Genomic DNA, 22,211 nt, shown 5'->3' with positions numbered 1-22,211 from the left:
ACACTGCCCGAATGATACTCGAACGCCGTAAAACCCCCCGACCGGTCAAGGTCGACGACTTCTTCGTCCCGGCGCTCTGCGAACCGGAAGCCCTGCTCGTGCTGGTGGTGCTGGCCGAGTTGCTGGTGCTGGTGCTGGTGCTGGCGGAACCCTTCACCCTGCAATTCAACTGGATCCGCCTGGCGCTGGTGTCGCTGTTCGTGCAGTGGATCGTGCTGCTGTCGGCGGCATTGCTCTGTCGCCTGCGGCCCTGGCTGGCGCGTCATCGGCCGGTGGTGGCGGGCGGCTTCTGCTGCGCCATCGTAGTGGCCCTGACCCTGCTCTGCACCCTGGTGGCCGACTGGCTGCAGCTGGCCGGACCGCTGCAGCGGGTCGGCGAGGTGCGGCTGTACATGAGACATGCACTGATCGCCCTGATCATGTCCATGCTGCTGCTGCGCTATTTCTGGCTGCAAAGCCAGTGGCGCCGCCAGCAGCAGGCCGAATTGCAGGCGCGCATCGAGTCGCTGCAGGCGCGGATTCGCCCGCATTTCCTGTTCAACAGCCTGAACAGCATCGCCAGCCTCGTCGCCTTGGACGCCGACAAGGCCGAGCGCGCGGTGCTGGACCTGTCGGCGCTGTTTCGCGCCAGCCTCGCCCAGCCCGGCACCAAGGTGCGCTGGATCGAGGAGCTGGAACTGTCGCGCCGCTATCTGGAGATCGAACGCCTGCGCCTGGGCGACCGGTTGCAACTGCAATGGGACGTCGACGGGGTGCCGGCGGACCTGCCGATTCCGCAACTGACCCTGCAGCCGCTGCTGGAAAACGCCTTGATCTATGGCGTCGCGCCACGCATCGAAGGGGGTCTGGTGACCATCTTCGCCACCTACCGGGACGGGGTGTTCGAACTGGTCATCAGCAACCCCTATGATCCCGAGGTGGAGCAGCAGCCACGCCCACCCAAGGGCACGCGTCAAGCTTTAAGCAATATCGAGGCGCGATTGACGGCACTTTTCGGACCAGCTGCGAGTCTCAAAATCGAACGCCGCGACCAGCGGCATACAACGTCTCTTCGCTATCCATGCGAGCGACTCATGCGGGAAGCCTGAGCTTATGAATGTCCTGATCGTCGATGACGAACCCTTGGCGCGCGAGCGTCTGGCCCGTCTGGTGGGGCAACTGGACGGTTATACCGCCCTGGAGCCAACAGCCACCAACGGTGAGGAAGCCCTCGCTTTGGTTGAAAACCTCAAGCCCGATATCGTCCTGCTCGACATCCGCATGCCGGGTCTGGACGGTCTGCAAGTGGCCGCGCGTCTTTGCGAGCGTGAATCGCCGCCCGCGGTGATCTTCGTGACCGCCCACGACGAATACGCGCTCGACGCCTTCCAGGTGAGTGCCGTCGGCTATCTGGTCAAGCCGGTACGCCAGGAGGATCTGGCTGCCGCCTTGGGCAAGGCCCAGCGTCCCAACCGGATGCAGCTGGCCGCCCTGACCAAGCCGCCGGCCAGCGGTGGCCCGGGCCCGCGCAGCCACATCAGCGCCCGGACCCGCAAGGGCATCGAGCTGATCCCCCTGGACGACGTGGTCTACTTCATCGCCGACCACAAGTACGTGACCCTGAGGCATTCCGGCGGCGAGGTGCTGCTGGACGAGCCGCTCAAGGCGCTGGAAGACGAATTCGGCGAGCGCTTCGTGCGCATCCACCGCAATGCGCTGGTCTCCCGCGAGCGGATCGAGCGCCTGCAGCGTACGCCCCTGGGCCACTTCCAGCTGTTCCTCAAGGGCATGAACGGCGACGCCCTGACCGTCAGCCGCCGCCACGTGGCCGGTGTGCGCCGCCTGATGCACAGCATCTGACGCGTTCATGGGCCGATGACCGGCGCGCAGCGCGGAAGCGGCGCCGGTCGATTTGCTATCATGGCCGGCAATCTGACGTCCTGACGTGCCGGTAATGCCCATGCCCCGCAAAATTCGTATCGCCACGCGCCAGAGTGCCCTGGCGCTCTGGCAAGCCAACTTTGTGAAAGATCGCCTCGAGGCGGCGCATCCGGGGCTGCGGGTGACCCTGCTGCCCATGATCAGTCGCGGCGACAAGCTGCTCGACGCGCCGCTGGCCAAGATCGGCGGCAAGGGCCTGTTCGTCAAGGAACTGGAAAACGCCTTGCTCGACGGCAGCGCCGACATCGCCGTGCACTCCATGAAGGACGTGCCCATGGAATTCCCTGCGGGCCTGGGCCTGTACGCCATCTGCGAGCGGGAAGACCCACGCGATGCCTTCGTCTCCAATCGCTATTCTTGTCTTGCCGAATTGCCCCAGGGCAGTGTGGTGGGCACCTCCAGCCTGAGGCGCCAGGCCCAGTTGCTGGCCCTGCGCCCGGATCTCGAGATCCGCTTCCTGCGCGGCAACGTCAATACCCGCCTGGCCAAGCTCGATGCCGATGACTACGACGCCATCATCCTGGCCGCGGCCGGGCTGATCCGCCTGGGCTTCGCCGCGCGCATCCGTGAATACCTGACCGTCGAAGACAGCCTGCCGGCGGGCGGCCAGGGCGCCGTGGGCATCGAGTGCCGGACCGATGATGCCGAGGTCCATGCCCTGCTCGAACCCCTGCACCATTTCGACACCGAACGCCGGGTCGCTGCCGAGCGCGCCCTGAATCGCCGCCTCAATGGCGGCTGCCAGGTGCCCATCGCCTGCTATGCCGTGCAGCAGGGCGAGTTGCTCTGGCTCCGTGGCCTGGTCGGCCAGCCCGATGGCGGCCTGCTGCTGCGCGCCGAGGCCCGCGGGCCGCTGAACGATCCCGCCACCCTTGGCGTGGCGGTGGCCGAAGACCTGCTCGCCCAGGGCGCCCAGGCCATCCTCGATGCCGTCTACGGGACCAGCGGCGCATCATGAGCGGCTGGCGGCTGCTGCTGACCCGGCCGGCGGAGGAGAATCCACCGCTCGCCGCCGTTCTGGACCAGGCGGGCATCGCCACCGCCAGCCTGCCAGTGCTGGACTTGCAGCCGCTGGCGGAAACGCCCGAGCAGCGCTCGCTCTGGCTCGATCTCGATCGCTATGCCGCCGTGCTGGTGGTGAGCAAGCCGGCGGCCCGCCTGGGCCTCGCCGCCCTCGACCGCTACTGGCCGCAGCCACCGCTGCAGGCCTGGTTCGCCGTGGGCGCGGCCACCGCCGCTGTGCTCGAAGACTATGGGCTGCGGGTGCACCATCCCCGGCGTGAGGACAGCGAAGGCCTGCTGGCCCTGCCGGCCTTGCAGGAAGCCCTGCAAGGCCCGGAACCCGAGGTGCTGCTCCTGCGCGGGGAGGGCGGCCGCGACCTGCTGGTCGAAACCCTCGCCGCCCGCGGCGCCCGCGTCGAGGTGCTCGAACTCTATCGCCGCCAGTGCCCGGAGTACCCCGCAGGGCAGGTCCTAGAGACCCTGGCAGCGGAACGCCTGAATGCCATCATGGTCAGCAGTGGGCAGGGTTTCGCGCATCTGCAGGCCTGTGCGGGTGCGGATTGGCCCGCGGTGCGCCGTTATCCCCTGCTGGTACCCAGCGCCCGTGTGGCCGAACTGGCTCGCGCCAGCGGCTGCGACCGCATCATCGAGTGCCAGGGCGCCAGCGCCAGCGCCTTGATCGCCGCGCTTGCCCATCACCATCCGGATTGACCCTACAAGGAATTCCCGTGAGCGAAACTCAAGCCCCCCGCGCCGACGACGTCTCTCCCGATCCAGTCGTGACTCCCGCCTCGCCGCCGCCGGCACCGCCACCGGCAGGCGTGCGCCGCAAGGGCTCGGGCAAGGCGTCTGGCCTGGCGCTGCTGGCCCTGCTGGTAGCCGCCGGAGGCCTGGGTGTCGGTGGCTGGAGCGTCTGGCAGCTGCAGCAGGTGCGCCAGGCCGAGCAGAGCCAGGCCGCCCAGGCCGAAGATCTGCGCAGCCAGCTGCGCCAGCTGGAAAACCGCAACCAGGCGTTGAGTGCCGATCTGGGCCGCCTGCCTTCGGCCAACGAGCTGGAAGAGCGCCGCCGTCAGCTCGGAGCCCTGCAGGGCGACCAGCAGCACCTCGCCGAACAGTTCAAGGAGGTGGTCGGCCAGAGTCGCCAGGCCTGGCGCCTGACCGAAGCCGAGCACCTGCTGCGCATGGCGACCCTGCGCATGACGGCGTTGCAGGACGTGCCCAGCGCCCAGAATCTGCTGCAGGGCGTCGATGACATCCTCAAGGCGCAGAACGACCCGGCGGCCTTTGCCGCCCGCCAGCAACTGGCCAATGCCCAGCAGACCCTGCGGCAACTGCCCGATCTGGATCGCACCGGGCAGTTCGTCCAGCTGGCCTCGCTGCGCAACCAGGTGCAGAGCCTGGAGCCCCTGCCGCCGCGCTTCTCCACCACGGTGGCCGACCAGCCCGGCGTCGAGAAGGCCGCGGTCCCGCCGAGCAATGCCCTGCAGCAGTGGTGGCAGGACTTCCGCCAGCGCATCTCCAGCTATTTCCGCATCGACTTTTCCGCCGACCAGCCGATCCGTCCGCTGCTGGCCGAGGAGTCCCTGGCCCAGGTGCGCCTGGCCATGAGCCTGGCGCTGGAGCAGGCGCAGTGGGCCGTGCTCAACGGCAATCAGGAGGTCTATCGGCTGTCCATCGAGCAGGCCGAAGACGTCCTCGCCGCTCACTTCAACAACCAGAATCCCGATAGCCGTGCGGTCAAGCTGCGCCTGCAGGAGCTGGCCGAGCGTCCGGTTACCTTCGAGGCGCCTGACCTGACGCCGGCCCTGACCGCGCTGCAGGCCTACATCGCCCAGCGTCAGCAAATCCAGCCGAACAATGCCGCCGCCGACGCGGCTCAGGAGAATCGCCCATGAAGCGCCTGTACCTGCTGTTCCTGTTCGCCCTGCTCGTCGGCCTGGGCGTCGCCGTGGTGCTGGCCAAGGAGCCGGGCTACGTGCTGCTGTCCTACAGCAACTTCCGCTACGAATCGAGTCTCTGGGCCTTCCTGGCCCTGTTGGTGGCCGTGTGGCTGGCGCTCTACATCCTCAAGCTGGTGCTGGGTGCCCTGGGCCTGACCGGCAAGGTGCTCAACCCCTGGTCGCGGCACAATCGCCAGCGCCGCCTGGAGCAGGCTCGCCACAAGGGGCAGCTGGAACTGGCCGAAGGCAACTGGAGCGGTGCCCTCAAGCATCTGAAAGGCGCCGCCGAGCACGCCGACCAGCCGCTGTTCGTGCTGCTGGGCGCCGCCCGCGCCGCCAACGAGCTGGGTGACCTGGAAGAACGTGATCGCCTGCTGCGCCAGGCCCGCGAGCGTGAGCCCCAGGCCGAGCTGGCCATCGGTCTGCAACAGGCCCGGCTGCAGATCGACCAGGGCCAGTACCTGGAAGCCCGTGACAGCCTGGCGCCGTTGCAGGCCAAGTATCCGAAGAATGGCGAGGTGCTGCTGCAACTGCAGCGCCTGCAGGTGACCCTGCGCGACTGGCCGGCGCTGATCGCCCTGCTGCCGCAACTGCGCAAGCAGCAGGTGCTGCGGCCCCAGGAGCAGGATGACCTGGAGCGCAAGGTGTGGATCGCCACCCTCGACGAGGTTCCCGCTCAGGGCGCCGAGTCGGCGGTGGATGCCCAGTGGCAGCAGGTGCCCACGGCGCTCAAGGGTGACACCTCGGTGGTGCTGGCCTATGCCCGTCAGCTGCGCGCCATCGGCCGCGACGATCTGGCCGAGGAGGTGCTGCACATCACCCTCAATCGCCAGTGGGACGAGCGCCTGGTCGATCTCTATGGCCAGCTGCGTCCGCGCGACGCCAGTCGCCCACTCCACCACGCCGAGGGCTGGCTCAAGGACAGACCCCAGGATGCGGTGCTGCTGCTGGCCCTGGGCCGGCTGTGCATGAGCAACCAGCTGTGGGGCAAGGCGCGCGAATATCTGGAGCGCAGCCTGGCGCAGCGGCCATCCGCGGTCACCGCCGGCGAACTGGCGCGGGTGGCCATCCAGCTGGGCGATGTGAACCGCAGCCAGCAGCTCCTGCAGAGCCAATGGCGCGAGTACGACGCTACTTCGCTGCCGACCCCCAGGGTCTGACGGCGCGCCTCGTCTGCCCGGGTCCTTGAAAGGTGCCCGGGCTTTCACTACCGTAACGTCCCAATTCCCTGTTGGAGACGGCGCGTCCGTGACTAGTCCCCGCTTCATCTTCCTGTTCATGGCCGCCACCTGCGCGGTGCTCATGGGCGTCGGTCTCTATCTCGAACACGTGGTCGGCCTCGAGCCGTGCCCGCTGTGCGTCATGCAACGGATCTTCTTCATCCTGGTCGGGGTGGTGGCGTTGATCGCCGGCATCCAGGCACCGGGCAAGCGCGGACGGCGCATCTATGGCGTGGTCCTGCTGCTGCTGGCCGCGGCCGGTGCCGCCACCGCCGGCCGCCAGGTCTATCTGCAGACGGTCCCAGCGGAAGAGCTGGCGGCCTGCCTGCCGAGCCTGGACTACATGATGCAGGCGCTGCCCTTCCAGGAGATCATCCGGCTGGTCCTGCATGGCACCGCCGACTGTGCCGAGGTCAACTGGACGCTGTTCGGTCTGAGCATCCCGGAATGGAGCCTGCTGGCCTTCGTGCTGCTCATGGCCCTGAGCCTGGTCAAGGTCTTCCGCCGTCGCTGAGCTTTCTCCGAGCAACGGCACTCGCCTGGCGAGACGATGTCGGTATAGTTCCTGATAACACCCGGGCGCCCGCGCCCGGACCGTCTCGCCCGTATAGAGAGCTGCCGTCATGCTAGAAACCTGCCGCAATGCCCAGGAACGCTGGGGTGGGGTCCACCAGCTGATCGACCGCTGGCTGATTGCCCGCCGCGAGCTGGTGACCGCCTACGAAACCCTGGACATGGAGCCCCTGCTGGGACCGGTGCGCGAGGTCGGTGAACTGGAGCGACTCTGCGACATGCTGGTCGACTACATGTCCACCGCGCATTTCGAGATCTACGAGCAGCTGGTGGCCGAAGCCCGCGAATTCCAGGACGAGCGCGCCATCGAGTTCGCCGACAGCGTCTATCCGCGCCTGCAGGCCCTGACCGACGCCGCCCTGAACTTCAACGACAGATTCGAGCGCGGGGCCTACCGGGACCCGGGTCTGCTGACCATCGAGCTCAAGCTGCTGGGCGAAACCCTGCGCGAGCGTTTCGAGCTGGAAGACTGCCTCATCGAGGTGCTGCACACCTCGCACCAGCAACCGCGCCTGGCTTCGGTCTAGACCTTTATCATCCGAGTCGCCTCGGCCAGCAGGTCGAGGTCCGCTACGGCCGCCTCGCGCGGTGCCAGCGCGTGCAGCCAGTCCCCCGGGCCCTGTGCCTCGCGGCACGGCCAATGGCCCGCGAGTCGCGCCAGGCGCGCGAGCTGTTCACGTTCCGCGGCCAATTCCAGTCCCTTGAGCTGCTCGCGGAGTGCCGCCAGGCTTTCGTCCGCGCTGGACGCTGCCTTCCAGGCCTGCCGTAGCTGGCGCAGCGGACGTACCACCGTGTCCTGCCAGTGCTGCGAGGCGCGCTGCAGCCGCGCCAGGCCTTCGCTGTCGAGGGCGCAGGCACGCCGATCCAGCCAGAGCGCCGTCAGCACCAGGCAGACATCGGCGCCGGCTTCCTGCAGACGCAAACAGGCTCCTTCCACGCCGGGCCGGGCGTATACTGCCAACGCGAATTCCCACAGGTCCTCTTGCATGTCCGCCTCCCCATTCGTGGGTGGTGGAGCTGCTACACTCCGCCGCCATGATCCGACTACAGAACCTTACTCTACAGCGTGGTCCCCAGCGCCTGCTCGAAAGCGCTGAGCTGACCCTGCATCCCGGCCAGAAAGCCGGTCTGATCGGTGCCAATGGTGCCGGCAAATCCAGTCTCTTCGCCCTGCTGCGCGGCCAGCTCGGTGCCGACGCCGGCGACTGCCACATCCCGGCGGCCTGGCGCATCGCCCACATGCGCCAGGAGGTGGATACCCTGGAGCGGCTGGCGGTGGACTATGTGCTGGATGGCGACATCGACTTGCGCGGCATCCAGCGCGAACTGGCGGCGGCCGAAGCGGCCCAGGACGGCAACGCCCTCGGCCGGCTGCATGCCGACTTCGAGGCCGCCGACGGCTATACCGCCGATGCCCGGGCACGCAAGCTGCTGGCCGGTCTGGGCTTCACCGCCGCGCAGATGGAGCGCCAGGTCGGCGACTTTTCCGGTGGCTGGCGAATGCGCCTGAATCTGGCCCAGGCGCTGATGTGCCCCTCGGACCTGCTGCTGCTCGACGAACCCACCAACCACCTGGATCTGGACGCCATCCTCTGGCTGGAAGACTGGCTCAAGGGCTATCCCGGCACCCTGATCCTGATCTCCCACGACCGCGACTTCCTCGATGCCGTGGTCGATCATGTGGTGCACCTGGACCAGCAGAAGCTGGTGCTCTATCGCGGCGGCTATTCCAGCTTCGAGCGTACCCGCGCCGAACGCCTGGCGCAGCAGCAGCAGGCCTACGACAAGCAGCAGGCCCAGCGCGCCCACATGGAGAAGTACATCGCCCGCTTCAAGGCCCAGGCCACCAAGGCCCGCCAGGCGCAGAGCCGGATCAAGGCCCTGGAACGCCTGGAAGAACTGGCGCCGGCCCATGTCGACTCGCCCTTCGAATTCGCCTTCCGCGAGGCGGACAAGCTGTCCAGTCCGTTGCTCGACCTGGCCGAAGGCCGACTCGGCTACGGCGAGACCACCATCCTGCACCCGGTCAAGCTGCAGCTGACGCCGGGGGCACGTATCGGCCTGCTCGGCCCCAACGGCGCCGGCAAGTCGACCCTGATCAAGACCCTGGCTGCCGAACTCGAACCCCTCGGCGGCCGCCTGCAGCGCGGCGAGAACCTGGCCATCGGCTACTTCGCCCAGCACCAGCTCGATTCCCTGGACGCCAAGGCCAGCCCGCTGCTGCACCTGCAGCGCATCGCCCCCGGCGAGCGTGAGCAGGGTCTGCGCGACTTCCTCGGCGGCTTCGATTTCCGCGGTCCGCGCTGCGACGAGGCGGTGCTGAATTTCTCCGGTGGCGAGAAGGCCCGGCTGGCCCTGGCGCTGATCGCCTGGCAGAAGCCCAACCTGCTGCTGCTGGACGAACCCACCAACCACCTGGACCTCGACATGCGCCTGGCGCTGACCCTGGCGCTGCAGGAGTTCGCCGGGGCGGTGCTGGTGGTCTCCCACGATCGTCATCTGCTCAAGAGCACCACCGACGAATTCCTGCTGGTGGCCGATGGCAAGGTGCAGGCCTTCGACGGCGACCTGGACGACTACAGCCGCTGGCTGGTGGATTTCCGTGCCCGGCAGGAGTCCGTGTCGGACGGCGACCCGGCGGTCGACAAGACCGATCGCAAGGCCCAGCGCCAGGCCGCCGCCGCCCTGCGCCAGCAGCTGGCGCCGCTGAAAAAGGCCGCCGACAAGCTGGAAGCCGAACTGGGCAAGCTGCAGGAAAAACTCGCCAGCCTGGAAGCCCGCCTGGGTGACAGCGGACTCTACGACGCCTCCCGCAAGGAGGAACTGCGCCAGGCGCTGGCCGACCAGGCCACTGCCAAGACCCGCGAAGCCGAGCTGGAAGAGCAGTGGCTGGAGGCCCTGGAGCGGCTGGAAGGTCTGCAAGCTGAACTCGAGGGGGCCTGATGACGCAGTGGCTGTACACCTGGTTGCCGGGTTGGGGCGACTACCTGCTGGTGGCCGGTCAGGTGGCCCTGGTGCTGCTGCTCGGCTACGTGCTGCAGCGTATCGTGGCCCGCGCCGTCACCGGCCTGGGCGAGCGCTATCCGCTGCCGCCGCAGATCGTCCTCGGGCTGCGCGGAGTCCTGCGCTGGCTGATCATGGGCAGTGCCATCCTCATGGCGCTGGAGCGCTTCGGGGTCTCCGCGGCGGTGCTCTGGACGGCCATTTCCGGTTTCGTCGCCGTGGCCGCGGTGGCCTTCTTCGCCATCTGGAGCGTGCTCTCCAACCTGTTCTGCGCGGTGCTGATCTTTACCGTCGGCCCCTTCCGCCTGGGCGACCGCATCGAGGTGCTGGACGCCTCGGACAAGCCGGGCATCAAGGGCCGGGTGGTGGCCATCAACATGCTCTTCGTGACCCTGCAGGAACTGGACGACAACCAGGAGGGCGCCCTGGTGCAGATCCCCAATACGCAGTTCTTCCAGAAATCGGTCCGGCGCTGGCGCGATGCCGACGGCTCCTTCGATTTCCATCTCGACAGGTGAATCCATGAGTCTGCAGGTCTGGACCGGTTTCTTCATTGCCTGCTGGATGATCAGCCTCTCGCCGGGGGCGGGCGCCGTCGCCTCCATGAGCGCGGGCGTCAACCACGGTTTCCGTCGCGGCTACTGGACGGCGCTGGGCCTGCAGCTGGGACTGGCGCTGCAGATCGCCGTGGTCGCCGTGGGCGTCGGCGCCTTGTTGGCGACCTCGCAGCTGGCCTTCACCCTGATCAAATGGTTTGGCGTGGCCTATCTCGCCTACCTGGCCATCCGCCAATGGCGCGCGGCGCCGCTGGACCTGGGTGAACAGGTGGTCGGCGAACGTCTGCCACCGCGGATCGGTGCCCTGGTCATGCGCGGCTTCCTGGTCAACGTGAGCAACCCCAAGGCGCTGATCTTCCTGCTCGCGGTGTTGCCGCAGTTCGTCGATCCCCACGCGCCCCTGGCCGCGCAGTATCTGGTCATCGGGGTGACCATGGTCACCGTCGACCTGATCGTGATGGCCGGCTACACCGGTCTGGCTGCCCAGGTGCTGATCCTGCTGCGCACGCCCCGGCAGCAGCGCATCACCAACCGGGTGTTCGCCAGCCTGTTCCTCGCCGCGGCCGCGCTGCTGTCCACGGTGCGCCGCGCCGCGGTCTGAAGCCGGGCGCTACCAGATCACCGGCTGGCCCTGCCAGTCCCAGAAGCTGCCGGTCTCGGCCGGCACCCGGGTGGCCAGCACCTCCAGCAGACGTTCTGCCGCATAGGCTGGCGTGAACAGCTTGTCGGCCGGTACCCGGGCCTGGAAGGGCCGGGACAGCGCCGTATCGGTGGTGCCAGGGTGCAGGGCCAGCACGCAACTCTGGGGATTGAGCCGGGCGAGTTCGATGCTGGCGCAGCGCAAGCCCTGGTTGAGCGCAGCCTTGGCCATCCGATAGCCGTACCAGCCGCCCAGCTGGTTGTCGCCGATGGAGCCGACCCGTGCCGAGAGCGCCGCGATCTGACAAGGATGGTGGCCTTTGAGCAGCGGTATCAGCTGGCGGATCAGCAGCAGCGGCAGCACGGCATTGGCCAGATAGCTTTCCAGCAGCCCGGCCTGGTCCACCTGCGCCAGACTCTTCTCGGCGCGCGCCCGCGCGCCCTGCAGCAGCCCCGCGGCGCACAGCAGCAGATCCAGGCGGGGCGTCTCGTCAGCCAGGCGGGCCACCAGGTCGGGTTCCGCCAACGGATCGACGTCGAGGCGGCGCAGGCGCGGGCCGTGGCGGCGCTCCAGCGCGGCCAGACCGGCATGCCCTTCGGCCTGACGGGCACCGGCCCAGACCCGCGCGACGTCGTCGCGGGCCAGCAGCTGTTCGCACAGGGCCAGACCGAGGCCGCCGGTGGCGCCATACACCAGGACCTGGGCGGGTTGCTCCAGGCGTTGCCAGAAGGTCATGGGAGACTCCAGTCAGCTCGCTATCCCTGTCGGACCGCGCCGCTGCGCTGGGGTGCGCCGCGGCGGCGCGGTATCCTGGGGTTTTGCCGGAGAAATCCCCGTGATCCTGTGGATCGATGCCGATGCCTGTCCGCGCGCCGCCAAGGAGCTGGTCTGCAAGTTCGCCCTCAAGCGCAAGCTGGAGGTGGTGCTGGTGGCTGGCCAGCCGCAGATCAAGCCGCCCTTCGCCTGTGTGCGCCTGGTGGTGGTGCCCAGTGGCCCCGACGCCGCCGACGATCATCTGGTCGAGCAGGCGCAGCCCGGTGACCTGGTGATCTGCAGCGACATCCCCCTGGCCGACCGGCTGGTGAAGAAGGGCGTGGTCGCCCTCGATCCGCGCGGCCAGGAATTCGACGAGCGCAACATGGGCCAGCGCCTGGCCATGCGCAATCTGATGACCGACCTGCGCGACCAGGGCCAGATGGGCGGAGGCCAGGCCGGCTACGGCGAACGTGATCGCCAGGCCTTCGCCAATGCCCTGGATCGGCTGATCACCCGTCTCCAGCGCAGCGCGACTGGCTAGGAACGATACGTCGGCTAGGCCGGGACGGCCGCGATCGCGGGTTGCTGCAGCCAGGTGCGCAGTTGCGGCAATGGCATGGGCCGGCCGAACAGATAGCCCTGCATGAAGTTGCAGCCGTTGGCCTGCAGGAACTGGCGTTGCTCGCCGGTTTCCACCCCTTCGGCGACCACATTGAGGCCCAGCTTGTGCGCCATGGCGATGATCGCCGCGGCGATGGCCATGTCGTTGCTCTGCTTGGGAATGGTGCGAACGAAGGCGCGATCGACCTTGAGCGAGTCCACCGGCAGCCGGCTCAGATAGGCCAGTGACGAATAGCCGCTGCCGAAGTCGTCGATGGACACCCGCACGCCCAGGGTACGTATCTCGCCGAGCACCTCGACGGCTACGTTGAGGCTGTGCATCAGGGCGTTCTCGGTCACTTCGAGGATCAGCGCCGACGCTGGCAGGTCCTCGGCCTGCAGGGTCCGGGCGATGGATTGGGGCAGGAGACGATCACTCAGATTCAGTGCCGAGCAATTCACCGAAACGCGCAGTTCTGAGTGACCCTCGCGGTGTAGCTGGGCGAGATCGGCGCAGGCCTGGCGCATGACCCAGCCATCCAGATCGGCGATCAGTCCGGTTTCCTCGGCGACGCGGACGAAGCGTTCGGGGCTCAGTGGGCCCAGGACCGGATGCTGCCAGCGCACCAGCGCTTCCAGGGCCACCGGAGCACCGTCCGGATCGACGATGGGCTGATAGGCGACGTGCAGGCCACCCTGGGCCAGGGCATGGCGCAGGTCCATCTCCAGGCTGAGCAGGTCGTCGGCATCGCGCTGGAGGTCGGTGGTGAATCTCTGGCTGCGATTGCGTCCGCTGCGCTTGCAATGACCGACCGCGAGGCCCGCACTGCGCAGCAACTGGCCGGCATTGGCACCGTCCTGGGGATAGTGGGCGATGCCCAGGCTGAAGGTCATGGCAATGCGCTGTCCGGCCAGCTCGAAGGGCGGGCGCAACTGCTCCAGCAGGCGCATGGCCAGGGGCTGGCTGTCACCGCGCTGGCCGAGCGGCAGCAACAGGCTGAATTCGTCGCCGGCATAACGGGCCAGTGGCAGGTCGTTGTCGAGCACCGCGCGGATCCGCTGCGCCATCTGGATCAGCAATTCATCGCCGAGGGCGTGGCCGAGGCTGTCGTTGATGCGCTTGAAGTGATCGATGTCCAGCATCAGCAAGGCGAACTGCTCACCGGTGCGCGCCTGGCCGATGGCCCGGTCGACGGTCTGGATGAAACTGCCGCCGTTGAGCAGGTGGGTGAGGGGATCGTGCAGGGTGATCTGATCGAGGGTGGTCGAGACCCGCTCCAGCCGCAGGCGCTGGGCATGGAAGCGTTCGCCGGCCCAGGCGGCGAGCAGGCCGACCATGATGATGAACAGGGTGCCGAGGGCGATGCCCATGCCCAGCTCCAGGTGCTGATTCACTTCTACCAGGCCGTCGGGTTCGAAGCCGATGGGCACGGCGAGGGTCAGGGCGGCCATGCCGGTGAAGTGCATGGAAACGATGGCGAAACCCAGGACCAGACTGCCCAGCAGGCGCAGCCAGAGGGTCCTGAGGCCGGTCCTGCCGCGTAGGCGGAAGGCCAGCAGCAGGGCACCCAGGGACGCCAGGCTGGCGATCACCACCGAGATCACCACCAGCAGCGGATCATAGAGCTGCACGGCGACCGACTGCATCGCCAGCATGCCGGTGTAGTGCATGGTCGCGATGCCCAGGCCGGCGGCCAGGGCCGCGAGCAGGTATTGCGGTGCGGTCAGGGATTCGCGCCCGATCAGATGCATGACCGTGTAGGACACGGCGATGGCGATCAGCAGCGAGGCCAGGGTCTGCAGGGGCGCGTAGTGCACATGGATGCCGATCTTGAACGACAGCATGGCCAGGAAGTGCATCGACCAGATGCCCCCGCCCAGGGCGATGGCACCGATCAGCTTGGCCAGCTCGCTGCCGCGGCGGGAGCGACTGTTGGTCACCCAGTCGGCCATGGCCAGGGCGGTGTAGCCGGCGGCGCTGGCGATCAGGTACGCCAGGACCACGAGCAGGCTTTCGTACTCGTTGGCAGCCAGGATCTGATGGTCGGGGGGAAGCAAGGTGGAGAAGTTCAGCATGCTCAATCGCCAGCTTGCATGGAGAGGTCGGGAGAGGTTGATGCTCAGGGCATCGGCAGCGGCAGCCGAGCCTTTAATCCGTTCGATGGACGTAGCGGGACACGGGCTGTCCGGCCATCAGGCCTTGGGCGTGCGGTTGCGTCGCCACAGCCAGAGCAGCAGGCCGATCACCACCAGACCGCCCAGCACCATCAATTCGTACCGCTTGAGATTGCCCAGCACCCCTTCGAGGACGGCGCCGAAGTGATAGGCGGCATAGCCCAGCACCGTGGCCCAGACGATGGCGCCGATGCCGTTGAGGATCAGATAGCGCGCCGGCGGATAGCCCGACAGGCCGATCGCCACCGGCATCACCGTGCGCAGGCCGTAGACGAAGCGAAAGCTCAGTACCCAGAGATCCGGGTGACGCCGGATGTGCGCCAGCGCCTTCTCGCCCGCGGCTTCCCACTTGGGTTTGCGCGCCAGCAGCTTGCGCCCATGGCGCCGGCCGAGGAAGTACCAGAGCTGATCGCCGGCATAGCTGCCACAGAAGGCGACCAGGATGACGGTCTGGATATTCATGTAGTCGCGGAAGGCCAGGAAACCGGCCAGCACCAGAATGGTTTCGCCCTCGAAAAAGGTGCCGAGAAAAAGGGCGAAATAGCCGAAATCATGGAGGAATTGTTGGAGCATTCGGCGCTACACGAGGTGAATAAAGATGGCGCAGCCTACCCCGGTTGGCGCCTGGAAAGAAAGTGTGACGGACTTCCGTCCGCCAGGTGCCAGACGGTCAGGCAGGGATTTCGCTGCGACCCTGTGTCACGCCGGGTCCAGCCGGCGTCTGCCTTGGATAGGACCTATAGGCACACCATATTGTCATCTGCTGTTACCAATCGGTCATGATTGTGGCCTATAACCCATCACACTGACCCGTGATCCGGGTCTGGGAGTCGATCGTGAGTTTTACCCCCATCAACCGTAGCTATCCTGCCACTCGCATGCGCCGTCAGCGACGCGACGAGTTTTCCCGCCGCCTGATGCGCGAGCATGTGCTGACGGTGGATGACCTGATCCTGCCGGTATTCGTGCTCGATGGCGAAGGCCGCCGCGAGGCCATCCCCTCGATGCCCGGCGTCGAGCGGCTGTCCATCGACCTGCTGCTGGAAGAAGCCGCCGAGCTGGTGGCGCTGGGGATTCCCGCGGTCGCCCTGTTCCCGGTCACGCCCACCGAGCGCAAGTCGCTGGACGGCGCCGAGGCCTACAACCCCGACGGCATCGCCCAGCGCGCCACCCGCGCCCTGCGCGAGCACTTCCCCGACCTGGGGGTGATCACCGACGTGGCCCTGGATCCCTTCACCACCCACGGCCAGGACGGCATCCTCGACGAGCGCGGCTACGTGCTCAACGACATCTCGGTCGAGGTGCTGGTCAAGCAGGCGCTGTCCCATGCCGCTGCCGGGGCCCAGGTGATCGCCCCGTCGGACATGATGGACGGTCGCATCGGTGCCATCCGCGCCGCCCTGGAAGACGCCGGCTATCACAACGTGCAGATCATGGCCTACTCGGCCAAGTACGCCAGCGCCTACTATGGGCCGTTCCGCGACGCCGTCGGCTCGGCCGCCAACCTGGGCAAGGGCAACAAGGCCACCTACCAGATGGATCCGGGCAACAGCGACGAGGCCTTGCACGAGATCGCCGGCGACCTGGCCGAGGGCGCCGACTCGGTGATGGTCAAGCCGGGCATGCCCTACTTGGACATCGTCCGCCGGGTCCGCGAGGAATTCCGCGTGCCGACCTTCGTGTACCAGGTGAGCGGCGAGTACGCCATGCACATGGCCGCGATCCAGAACGGCTGGCTGTCCGACGCCGTGATCCTCGAGTCGCTCCTGGCCTTCAAGCGTGCCGGGGCCAACGGCATCCTCACCTATTTCGCCAAACGCGCCGCCCAACAACTTCGCCAGGGGCCTTCGCGTTCCTAAGGAGCTTCAATGAGTAGCCAGGGTTTCGTCGAGACCGATCTGCAACAGCCCGTCACCGCCGAGTCGCTGGAGACTGCGGAAGAGACGCTGGCGCTGGACGCCGAAGTACCGGCGCCCGCCGCCGAGGTACCGGCCGCGCCCAGTGTGCCGGCGGCCAACGTGGACGACAGCAGCCTCTACATCCATCGCGAGCTGTCGCAGCTGCAGTTCAACATCCGGGTACTGGAACAGGCCCTCGACGAATCCTATCCGCTGCTCGAGCGGCTCAAGTACCTGCTGATCTTTTCCAGCAACCTGGACGAGTTCTTCGAGATCCGCGTGGCGGGCCTGAAGAAGCAGATCGCCTTCGCCCGCGAGCAGGCTGGCGCCGACGGTCTGCTGCCGCACCAGGCGCTGGCACGCATCAGTGACATCGTTCACGGTCAGGTGGAGCGGCAATACGCCATCCTCAACGACGTCCTGCTGCCGGCCCTGGCCGAGCAGCAGATCCGCTTCATCCGCCGACGTTACTGGGACGTCAAGATCAAGGCCTGGGTACGCAAGTTCTTCCGCGACGAGATCGCCCCCATCATCACTCCCATCGGCCTGGATCCGACCCACCCCTTCCCGCTGCTGGTGAACAAGAGCCTCAACTTCATCGTCGAGCTGGAGGGCATGGACGCCTTCGGCCGCGACTCCGGTCTGGCCATCATCCCGGCGCCGCGCCTGCTGCCGCGGATCATCCGGGTGCCGGAGGAGGTCGCAGGCCCCGGGGACAACTATGTCTTCCTGTCCTCGATGATCCACGCCCATGCCGATGACCTGTTCCCCGGCATGAAGGTCAAGGGCTGCTTCCAGTTCCGCCTGACCCGGAACGCCGATCTCTCGGTGGACACCGAGGACGTCGAAGACCTGGCCCGCGCCCTGCGCGGCGAACTGTTCTCCCGGCGCTACGGTGATGCGGTGCGGCTCGAGGTGGTGGACATCTGCCCGAAACACCTCACCGACTACCTGCTCAAGCAGTTCAATCTGGGCGACAGCGAGCTGTACAAGGTCAATGGTCCGGTCAACCTGACCCGGCTGTTCTCCATCACCGGCCTGGACAGCCATCCCGAGCTGCAGAACGCGCCCTTCACGCCGACCATTCCCAAGCTCCTGCAGAAGAAGGACAACCTCTTCAACGTCCTGGGCAAGCTCGATGTGCTGCTGCTGCACCCCTTCGAGTCCTTCACCCCGGTGATCGACCTGATGCGCCAGGCCGCCAAGGACCCCAATGTCCTGGCGATCAAGCAGACGCTCTACCGCAGCGGTGCCAACTCCGAGATCGTCGACGCCCTGGTGGATGCGGCACGCAGCGGCAAGGAGGTGACCGCGGTCATCGAGTTGCGCGCGCGCTTCGACGAGGAGTCCAACCTGCAGCTGGCCAGCCGCCTGCAGCAGGCTGGCGCCGTGGTCATCTATGGCGTGGTGGGCTTCAAGACCCACGCCAAGATGATGCTGATCCTGCGCCGCGAGAACGGCGAGCTGCGCCGCTACGCCCACCTGGGCACCGGCAACTACCATGCCGGCAACGCCAAGCTGTATACCGACTACAGCCTGCTGACCGCCGACGTGGCCCTGACCGAGGACGTGCACAAGCTGTTCAACCAGCTGATCGGCATGGGCAAGACCCTGCGCATGAAGAAGCTGCTGCACGCGCCCTTCACCCTGAAGAAGAACCTGCTGGAGATGATCAACCGCGAAGCGGTGGCGGCCAGCGAGGGACGGCCGGCGCAGATCATGGCCAAGGTCAACGGTCTTACCGATCCCAAGGTCATCCGCGCCCTCTACAAGGCCAGCCAGGCCGGGGTGAAGATCGACCTGGTGGTGCGCGGCATGTGCTGCCTGCGCCCCGGTGTACCGGGCGTGTCCCACAACATCCAGGTGCGCTCCATCATCGGCCGCTTCCTGGAGCACAGCCGGATCTACTACTTCCTCAACGGTGGTGACGAGAGGCTCTATCTTTCCAGTGCCGACTGGATGGAACGCAACCTCGACATGCGCGTCGAGACCTGCTTCCCGGTGGAAGGCAAGAAGCTCATCAGCCGGGTCAAGAAGGAGCTGGAAGGCTACCTCACCGACAACACCCAGGCCTGGGTGCTGCAGGAAGACGGCAGCTACGTTCGGCAATCGCCGACCGGCAACCAGAATGCCCGCAGTGTGCAGGCGACGCTGCTGGAGCGACTGGCCAGCCCGGTGGTGAATACACGCTGAGGGAGTTTCGGGCCCATGCCGACGTGGGCCCTGGCCGGTTTCGTAGGTTGGGCTTCGCTACCACTCAACCCAACCTACGAAAAATCCCCTCAGCGAACGCTCAACTTATACCCCACCCGCTCCAGCCATTGGGCTTCCAGCTCGAAGTCCGCCTGGGTCAGCGGATTCTCCGCCAGCCAGCCATCGGGGAATTGCACGTCCAGGCTGCGCTCGCCGGCGCTGAGCTGGACGTCCGGGATGCTCTTGTGGCGGATGTGGTGGAAGAGGATGGCGAAGCGCAGCAACAGGGTCAGGCGCAGCAGCGGCTCGCCTTCCGGGCCCAGCTCCTGCAGGCGCTCCAGGGGGATGTTGCGGCGATGGCCGCGCACCAGCAAGGCCAGGGCCTGCTGGTCGCGGCGGGAGAAGCCGGGCAGGTCCGAGTGCTCGATCAGGTAGGCGCCGTGCTTGTGGTACTGGTAGTGGGCGATGTCCAGGCCGACGCCGTGCAGGCGCGCCGCCCAGCGCAGCAGTTCGGCATGATTCTCGTCGGTCAGGGCCCAGGCCTCGGCGACCTGTGCCAGGGACTTCAGGGCGCGCTTTTCCACCCGCTCGGCATGGCGCTGATCGACGTGGTAGCGCTCGGCCAGAGCGTTGAGGGTGCGTTCGCGGACGTCCTCGTGGCTGTGCCGGCCGATCATGTCGTAGAGCACCCCTTCGCGCAGGGCGCCTTCGGAGAGGTGCATCTCCTGCAATTCCAGAGCCTTGAACAGGGCTTCGAGGATGGCCAGGCCGCCCGGCAGGATGGCGCGTCGATCCGGCTTCACGCCGTCGATGTTGAGCAGGTTGATATCGCCCTGCTTGAGCAGCTTGCGCTTGAGCCACTCGATGCCATCCGGGGTGATCTCGCCATTGCCGCGGCCGGCGGCCTGGATCGCCAGGGCCACCGCGCGGATGGTGCCGGAGGCGCCCAGGGCCTGGTGCCAGCCCATCTCGCGCAGGCCCTGGTCGATGTTCATCAACTCCAGGCGGGCAGCGGTGTAGGCACGGGCGTATTGGGCGGCGGTGATCTTGCCGTCGGCGAAGAATCGCTTGGTGAAGCTGACGCAACCCATCTGCAGGCTCTCGCGCTGCAGGGTCTCGAAGCGCTGGCCGATGATGAATTCGGTGCTGCCACCGCCGATGTCGGTCACCAGGCGGCGTCCGGGCACATCGGGCATGGAGTGGGACACGCCCAGGTAGATGAGGCGGGCCTCTTCGCGACCGGAGATGACTTCGACCGCATGGCCGAGCACGGCTTCGGCGCGCTGGATGAATTCGCCGCGGTTGCGCGCTTCGCGCAAGGCGTTGGTGCCCACCACCCGCACGGCCCCGCGCGGCATGCCGGCGATCAGCTGGGCGAAGCGGCGCAGGCAGTCCAGGCCGCGCTGGATGGCCTCTTCGCTGAGCAGGCGCGACTCGTCCAGGCCGGCGGCCAGCTGGATCTTTTCGCCCAGCCGCTCAAGGATGCGGATCTCCCCGTGGGAATGGCGCGCCCGGACGATGTGAAAGCTGTTCGAGCCCAGGTCGATGGCGGCGATCAGTTCGTGGGGTTCGGCTGGCGAAGGCTGCATCTGGAGGCTCTCGGCGATAAACCGCGCCATCGTGCCAGCTAGCCGGTGACGGCTTCAAGCGCACAGCGGTTACGGTTGCGCAAAGTGGCAGAAAAAATAGGGTTTCTCCGCCTCAGGAAGCCACCTGACCGATGAACTGGGCCAGTTCCGGTGTCTGCGGACGGGCGAACAGCTCCTGGGGATGACCGCTTTCGTGGACCTTGCCCTGATGCATGAACACCAGCTTGTCGCCGACCTCGCGGGCGAATCTCATCTCGTGGGTGACCATGATCAGCGTCATGCCCTCGCGGGCCAGTTGCTTGACCACCGCCAGCACCTCGTTGACCAGCTCCGGATCCAGCGCCGAGGTGATCTCGTCGCACAGCAGCACCTTGGGCGACATGGCCAGGGCGCGGGCGATGGCTACCCGCTGCTGCTGACCGCCGGAGAGGCGGTCCGGATAGCTGTCGAATTTCTCCGCCAGCCCGACCCGGTCGAGCATCTGCCGCGCCAGGGCGCGGGCCTCGTCCTTGCTGGTCTTCTTGACCACCTGGGGCGCCAGCATCACGTTCTCGCCCACGGTCAGGTGCGGAAAGAGGTTGAACTGCTGGAAGACCATGCCGACCTTCTGCCGCAGCGATCGGAGATTGACCCTGGCCGCGTCCAGGTATTCGCCATCCACCTCGATGACGCCGTCGTTGATGGATTCCAGGCCGTTCAGGGTGCGCAGCAGGGTGCTCTTGCCGGAACCGCTCTTGCCGATGATGGCCACCACCTGGCCTTCCTCGACGGTCAGGTCGATGCCCTTGAGCACATGGTGGTTGCCATAGTGTTTGTGCAGGGCGGTCACTCTAAGCAGCGGCATGCAGTCTCCTTTCCAGCCAGCGCGCGGCCAGCGACAGCGGATAACAGAGGATGAAATAGCCCAGGGCGGCGAGGCCGTAGACGGTGAAGGGCTGGAAGGTGGCGTTGGCGAGCATGCCGCCGATCTTGGTCAGTTCGGTGAAGCCGATGATGGAGGTCACCGCGGTGCCCTTGACCACCTGCACCGAGAAGCCCACGGTGGGCGCCACGGCGATGCGCAGGGCCTGCGGCAGGATCACGTGGCGCAGCTGCTCGAAGCGGGTCATCGCCAGGCTTTCCGAGGCTTCCCACTGGCCGTGGGGAATGGCTTCGACGCAGCCGCGCCAGATCTCGGCGAGATAGGCGCTGGTGAACAGGGTAAGGGCCAGGCCGGCGGCCAGCCAGGCAGGGACTTCCAGGCCCAGCAGCGACAGCCCGAAGAAGGTCAGGAACAGCTGCATCAGCAGCGGGGTGCCCTGGAACAGCTCGATGTAGCCGCGCGCCAGCAGGCGTAGCGGCCGGAGCGTCGAGTTGCGCGCCAGCAGGACCAGGGCGCTGGCCAGGCCGCCGAAGAGGAAGGCCGCCAGGGACAGCACCAGGGTCAGGCCGAGGCCGCTGGCCAGGCTGCGCAGGATGTCGGCGAGAGTGAAGTCCATCAGCGCCTCCTGACGATGAAGAAGACGCCCAGCCAATGCAGCGCCTGACGCACGCCAATGGCCATGAGCAGATAGATGAGGGTGGTCAGCAGATAGGTTTCGAAGGCGCGGAAGTTGCGCGACTGGATGAAGTTGGCGGCAAAGGTCAGCTCTTCGGTGGAAATCTGCGAGCAGACCGCCGAGCCCAGCATCACGATCACCAGCTGGCTCGACAGCGCCGGCCAGACCTTGGCGAGGGCCGGACGCAGGATCACGTAGCGCAAGGTTTCGAAGCGGGTCATGGCCAGGGCCGCCGCCGCTTCCAGTTGGCCACGCGGTATCGCCTGGATACCGGCGCGGATGATCTCGGTGGAGTAGGCGCCGAGGTTGACGACCATGGCCAGCACCGCCGCCTGGCCGGCTTCGATCCGCACCCCGATGGAGGGCAGCCCGAAGAAGATGAAGAACAGCTGGATCAGGAAGGGCGTATTGCGGATCAGCTCGACGTAGATCCCGAAGGCCTGGGCGAAGGGTTTCAGGCGCCAGGCGCGGCAGGTGGCGCCGACGATGCCGATGAGGATGCCGAAGAAGCCACCGATCACCGTCAGCTCAAGGGTGTAGAGCGCCCCCTTGAGCAGCAGGTCGCTCTGCGCGAGCACGGGCTGGAAGTCGAACTGATACGCCATGG

General features: G+C 66.9%; 22 protein-coding genes. 14 read left to right on the top strand and 8 right to left on the bottom strand.

The window, feature by feature from the left end; genetic code table 11:
- Window positions 1-11: 11 nt before the first annotated feature.
- The 8 genes from RCF34_RS12005 to rsd all read left to right on the top strand — a co-directional run bounded on the left by RCF34_RS12005 (window position 12) and on the right by rsd (window position 7,182).
- Window positions 12-1,088, top strand: a complete 1,077-nt coding sequence (locus RCF34_RS12005; RefSeq protein ID WP_308708370.1) for a sensor histidine kinase — start codon at window positions 12-14, stop codon at window positions 1,086-1,088.
- 4 nt (window positions 1,089-1,092) lie between these two features.
- A complete protein-coding gene (locus RCF34_RS12000) occupies window positions 1,093-1,839 on the top strand; it encodes a LytTR family DNA-binding domain-containing protein (protein WP_017639394.1) in 747 nt (248 codons plus the stop codon).
- A gap of 100 nt (window positions 1,840-1,939) precedes the next feature.
- Window positions 1,940-2,878, top strand: a complete 939-nt coding sequence (gene hemC / locus RCF34_RS11995; protein WP_308708369.1) for a hydroxymethylbilane synthase — start codon at window positions 1,940-1,942, stop codon at window positions 2,876-2,878.
- A complete protein-coding gene (locus RCF34_RS11990; RefSeq protein WP_308708368.1) occupies window positions 2,875-3,633 on the top strand; it encodes a uroporphyrinogen-III synthase in 759 nt (252 codons plus the stop codon). Before hemC ends, RCF34_RS11990 begins: the two co-directional genes overlap by 4 nt.
- A 17-nt stretch (window positions 3,634-3,650) precedes the next feature.
- Window positions 3,651-4,817, top strand: a complete 1,167-nt coding sequence (locus RCF34_RS11985; RefSeq protein WP_374941180.1) for a uroporphyrinogen-III C-methyltransferase — start codon at window positions 3,651-3,653, stop codon at window positions 4,815-4,817.
- A complete protein-coding gene (locus tag RCF34_RS11980) occupies window positions 4,814-6,022 on the top strand; it encodes a heme biosynthesis HemY N-terminal domain-containing protein (protein WP_308708367.1) in 1,209 nt (402 codons plus the stop codon). Before RCF34_RS11985 ends, RCF34_RS11980 begins: the two co-directional genes overlap by 4 nt.
- An 88-nt stretch (window positions 6,023-6,110) precedes the next feature.
- On the top strand, window positions 6,111-6,596 hold the full coding sequence (locus RCF34_RS11975; RefSeq protein ID WP_133860451.1) for a disulfide bond formation protein B: 486 nt from the start codon (window positions 6,111-6,113) through the stop codon (window positions 6,594-6,596).
- 109 nt (window positions 6,597-6,705) lie between these two features.
- Entirely contained in the window at window positions 6,706-7,182 is a 477-nt protein-coding gene (gene rsd, locus RCF34_RS11970; RefSeq protein ID WP_133860452.1) for a sigma D regulator, read from the top strand.
- Here the strand turns inward: rsd and RCF34_RS11965 are convergent.
- Window positions 7,179-7,643, bottom strand: coding sequence for a TIGR02444 family protein (locus RCF34_RS11965; protein WP_308708366.1), 465 nt, complete (start codon window positions 7,641-7,643; stop codon window positions 7,179-7,181). The genes rsd and RCF34_RS11965 overlap by 4 nt on opposite strands.
- Before the next feature lie 47 nt (window positions 7,644-7,690).
- Here RCF34_RS11965 and RCF34_RS11960 point away from each other — a divergent pair, with 47 nt between their 5' ends.
- From RCF34_RS11960 to rhtB, 3 genes are read left to right on the top strand one after another with little or no spacing between them, the layout of a single operon-like run.
- Window positions 7,691-9,598 carry an ATP-binding cassette domain-containing protein gene (locus RCF34_RS11960; RefSeq protein ID WP_308708364.1) on the top strand — a complete coding sequence of 636 codons (1,908 nt, stop codon included), beginning with the start codon at window positions 7,691-7,693 and terminating at the stop codon, window positions 9,596-9,598.
- Window positions 9,598-10,176 carry a mechanosensitive ion channel family protein gene (locus RCF34_RS11955; RefSeq protein WP_308708363.1) on the top strand — a complete coding sequence of 193 codons (579 nt, stop codon included), beginning with the start codon at window positions 9,598-9,600 and terminating at the stop codon, window positions 10,174-10,176. The genes RCF34_RS11960 and RCF34_RS11955 overlap by 1 nt, the downstream gene beginning before the upstream one ends.
- A gap of 4 nt (window positions 10,177-10,180) precedes the next feature.
- Window positions 10,181-10,816: a homoserine/homoserine lactone efflux protein gene (gene rhtB, locus RCF34_RS11950; protein ID WP_308708362.1), complete on the top strand. Its 636-nt coding sequence runs from the start codon at window positions 10,181-10,183 to the stop codon at window positions 10,814-10,816.
- 9 nt (window positions 10,817-10,825) lie between these two features.
- Here the strand turns inward: rhtB and RCF34_RS11945 are convergent, their stop codons facing one another.
- On the bottom strand, window positions 10,826-11,590 hold the full coding sequence (locus RCF34_RS11945; protein WP_308708361.1) for an SDR family NAD(P)-dependent oxidoreductase: 765 nt from the start codon (window positions 11,588-11,590) through the stop codon (window positions 10,826-10,828).
- A gap of 100 nt (window positions 11,591-11,690) precedes the next feature.
- On the opposite strand from RCF34_RS11945, the gene RCF34_RS11940 reads away from it, so the two are divergent.
- A complete protein-coding gene (locus tag RCF34_RS11940; protein WP_308708360.1) occupies window positions 11,691-12,152 on the top strand; it encodes a YaiI/YqxD family protein in 462 nt (153 codons plus the stop codon).
- Between the two features lie 14 nt (window positions 12,153-12,166).
- Here RCF34_RS11940 and RCF34_RS11935 read toward each other — a convergent pair whose 3' ends face one another.
- The gene (locus tag RCF34_RS11935) at window positions 12,167-14,287 is read right to left on the bottom strand and encodes an EAL domain-containing protein (protein WP_308708359.1); all 2,121 of its coding nucleotides are present in this window, start codon (window positions 14,285-14,287) and stop codon (window positions 12,167-12,169) included.
- Window positions 14,288-14,404: 117 nt separating this feature from the next.
- Window positions 14,405-14,959, bottom strand: a complete 555-nt coding sequence (locus RCF34_RS11930) for a DedA family protein (protein WP_308708358.1) — start codon at window positions 14,957-14,959, stop codon at window positions 14,405-14,407.
- A 263-nt stretch (window positions 14,960-15,222) separates the two neighbouring features.
- Between RCF34_RS11930 and hemB the strand changes: the two genes are divergently transcribed.
- Window positions 15,223-16,245, top strand: a complete 1,023-nt coding sequence (gene hemB, locus RCF34_RS11925) for a porphobilinogen synthase (protein ID WP_308708357.1) — start codon at window positions 15,223-15,225, stop codon at window positions 16,243-16,245.
- A 9-nt stretch (window positions 16,246-16,254) separates the two neighbouring features.
- The gene (gene ppk1, locus RCF34_RS11920) at window positions 16,255-18,477 is read left to right on the top strand and encodes a polyphosphate kinase 1 (protein WP_308708356.1); all 2,223 of its coding nucleotides are present in this window, start codon (window positions 16,255-16,257) and stop codon (window positions 18,475-18,477) included.
- 89 nt (window positions 18,478-18,566) lie between these two features.
- On the opposite strand, the gene ppx is transcribed toward ppk1, so the two are convergent.
- The 4 genes from ppx to RCF34_RS11900 form a co-directional block, all read right to left on the bottom strand.
- Complete coding sequence (ppx, locus tag RCF34_RS11915; protein ID WP_308708355.1) at window positions 18,567-20,066, bottom strand: exopolyphosphatase; 1,500 nt, start codon at window positions 20,064-20,066, stop codon at window positions 18,567-18,569.
- Between the two features lie 112 nt (window positions 20,067-20,178).
- Window positions 20,179-20,910 carry an amino acid ABC transporter ATP-binding protein gene (locus RCF34_RS11910; protein WP_183631757.1) on the bottom strand — a complete coding sequence of 244 codons (732 nt, stop codon included), beginning with the start codon at window positions 20,908-20,910 and terminating at the stop codon, window positions 20,179-20,181.
- On the bottom strand, window positions 20,897-21,547 hold the full coding sequence (locus RCF34_RS11905; RefSeq protein WP_308708966.1) for an amino acid ABC transporter permease: 651 nt from the start codon (window positions 21,545-21,547) through the stop codon (window positions 20,897-20,899). Before RCF34_RS11905 ends, RCF34_RS11910 begins: the two co-directional genes overlap by 14 nt.
- Window positions 21,544-22,209: an amino acid ABC transporter permease gene (locus RCF34_RS11900; RefSeq protein ID WP_308708354.1), complete on the bottom strand. Its 666-nt coding sequence runs from the start codon at window positions 22,207-22,209 to the stop codon at window positions 21,544-21,546. The genes RCF34_RS11905 and RCF34_RS11900 overlap by 4 nt, the downstream gene beginning before the upstream one ends.
- Window positions 22,210-22,211: the final 2 nt, after the last annotated feature.

This window comes from Pseudomonas sp. 102515 (assembly GCF_031085165.1).
Classification (GTDB): Bacteria; Pseudomonadota; Gammaproteobacteria; order Pseudomonadales; family Pseudomonadaceae; genus Chryseomonas.
The sequence above is the reverse complement of the archived record's forward strand: the minus strand, read 5'-3'. Positions and strand labels throughout refer to the sequence as shown.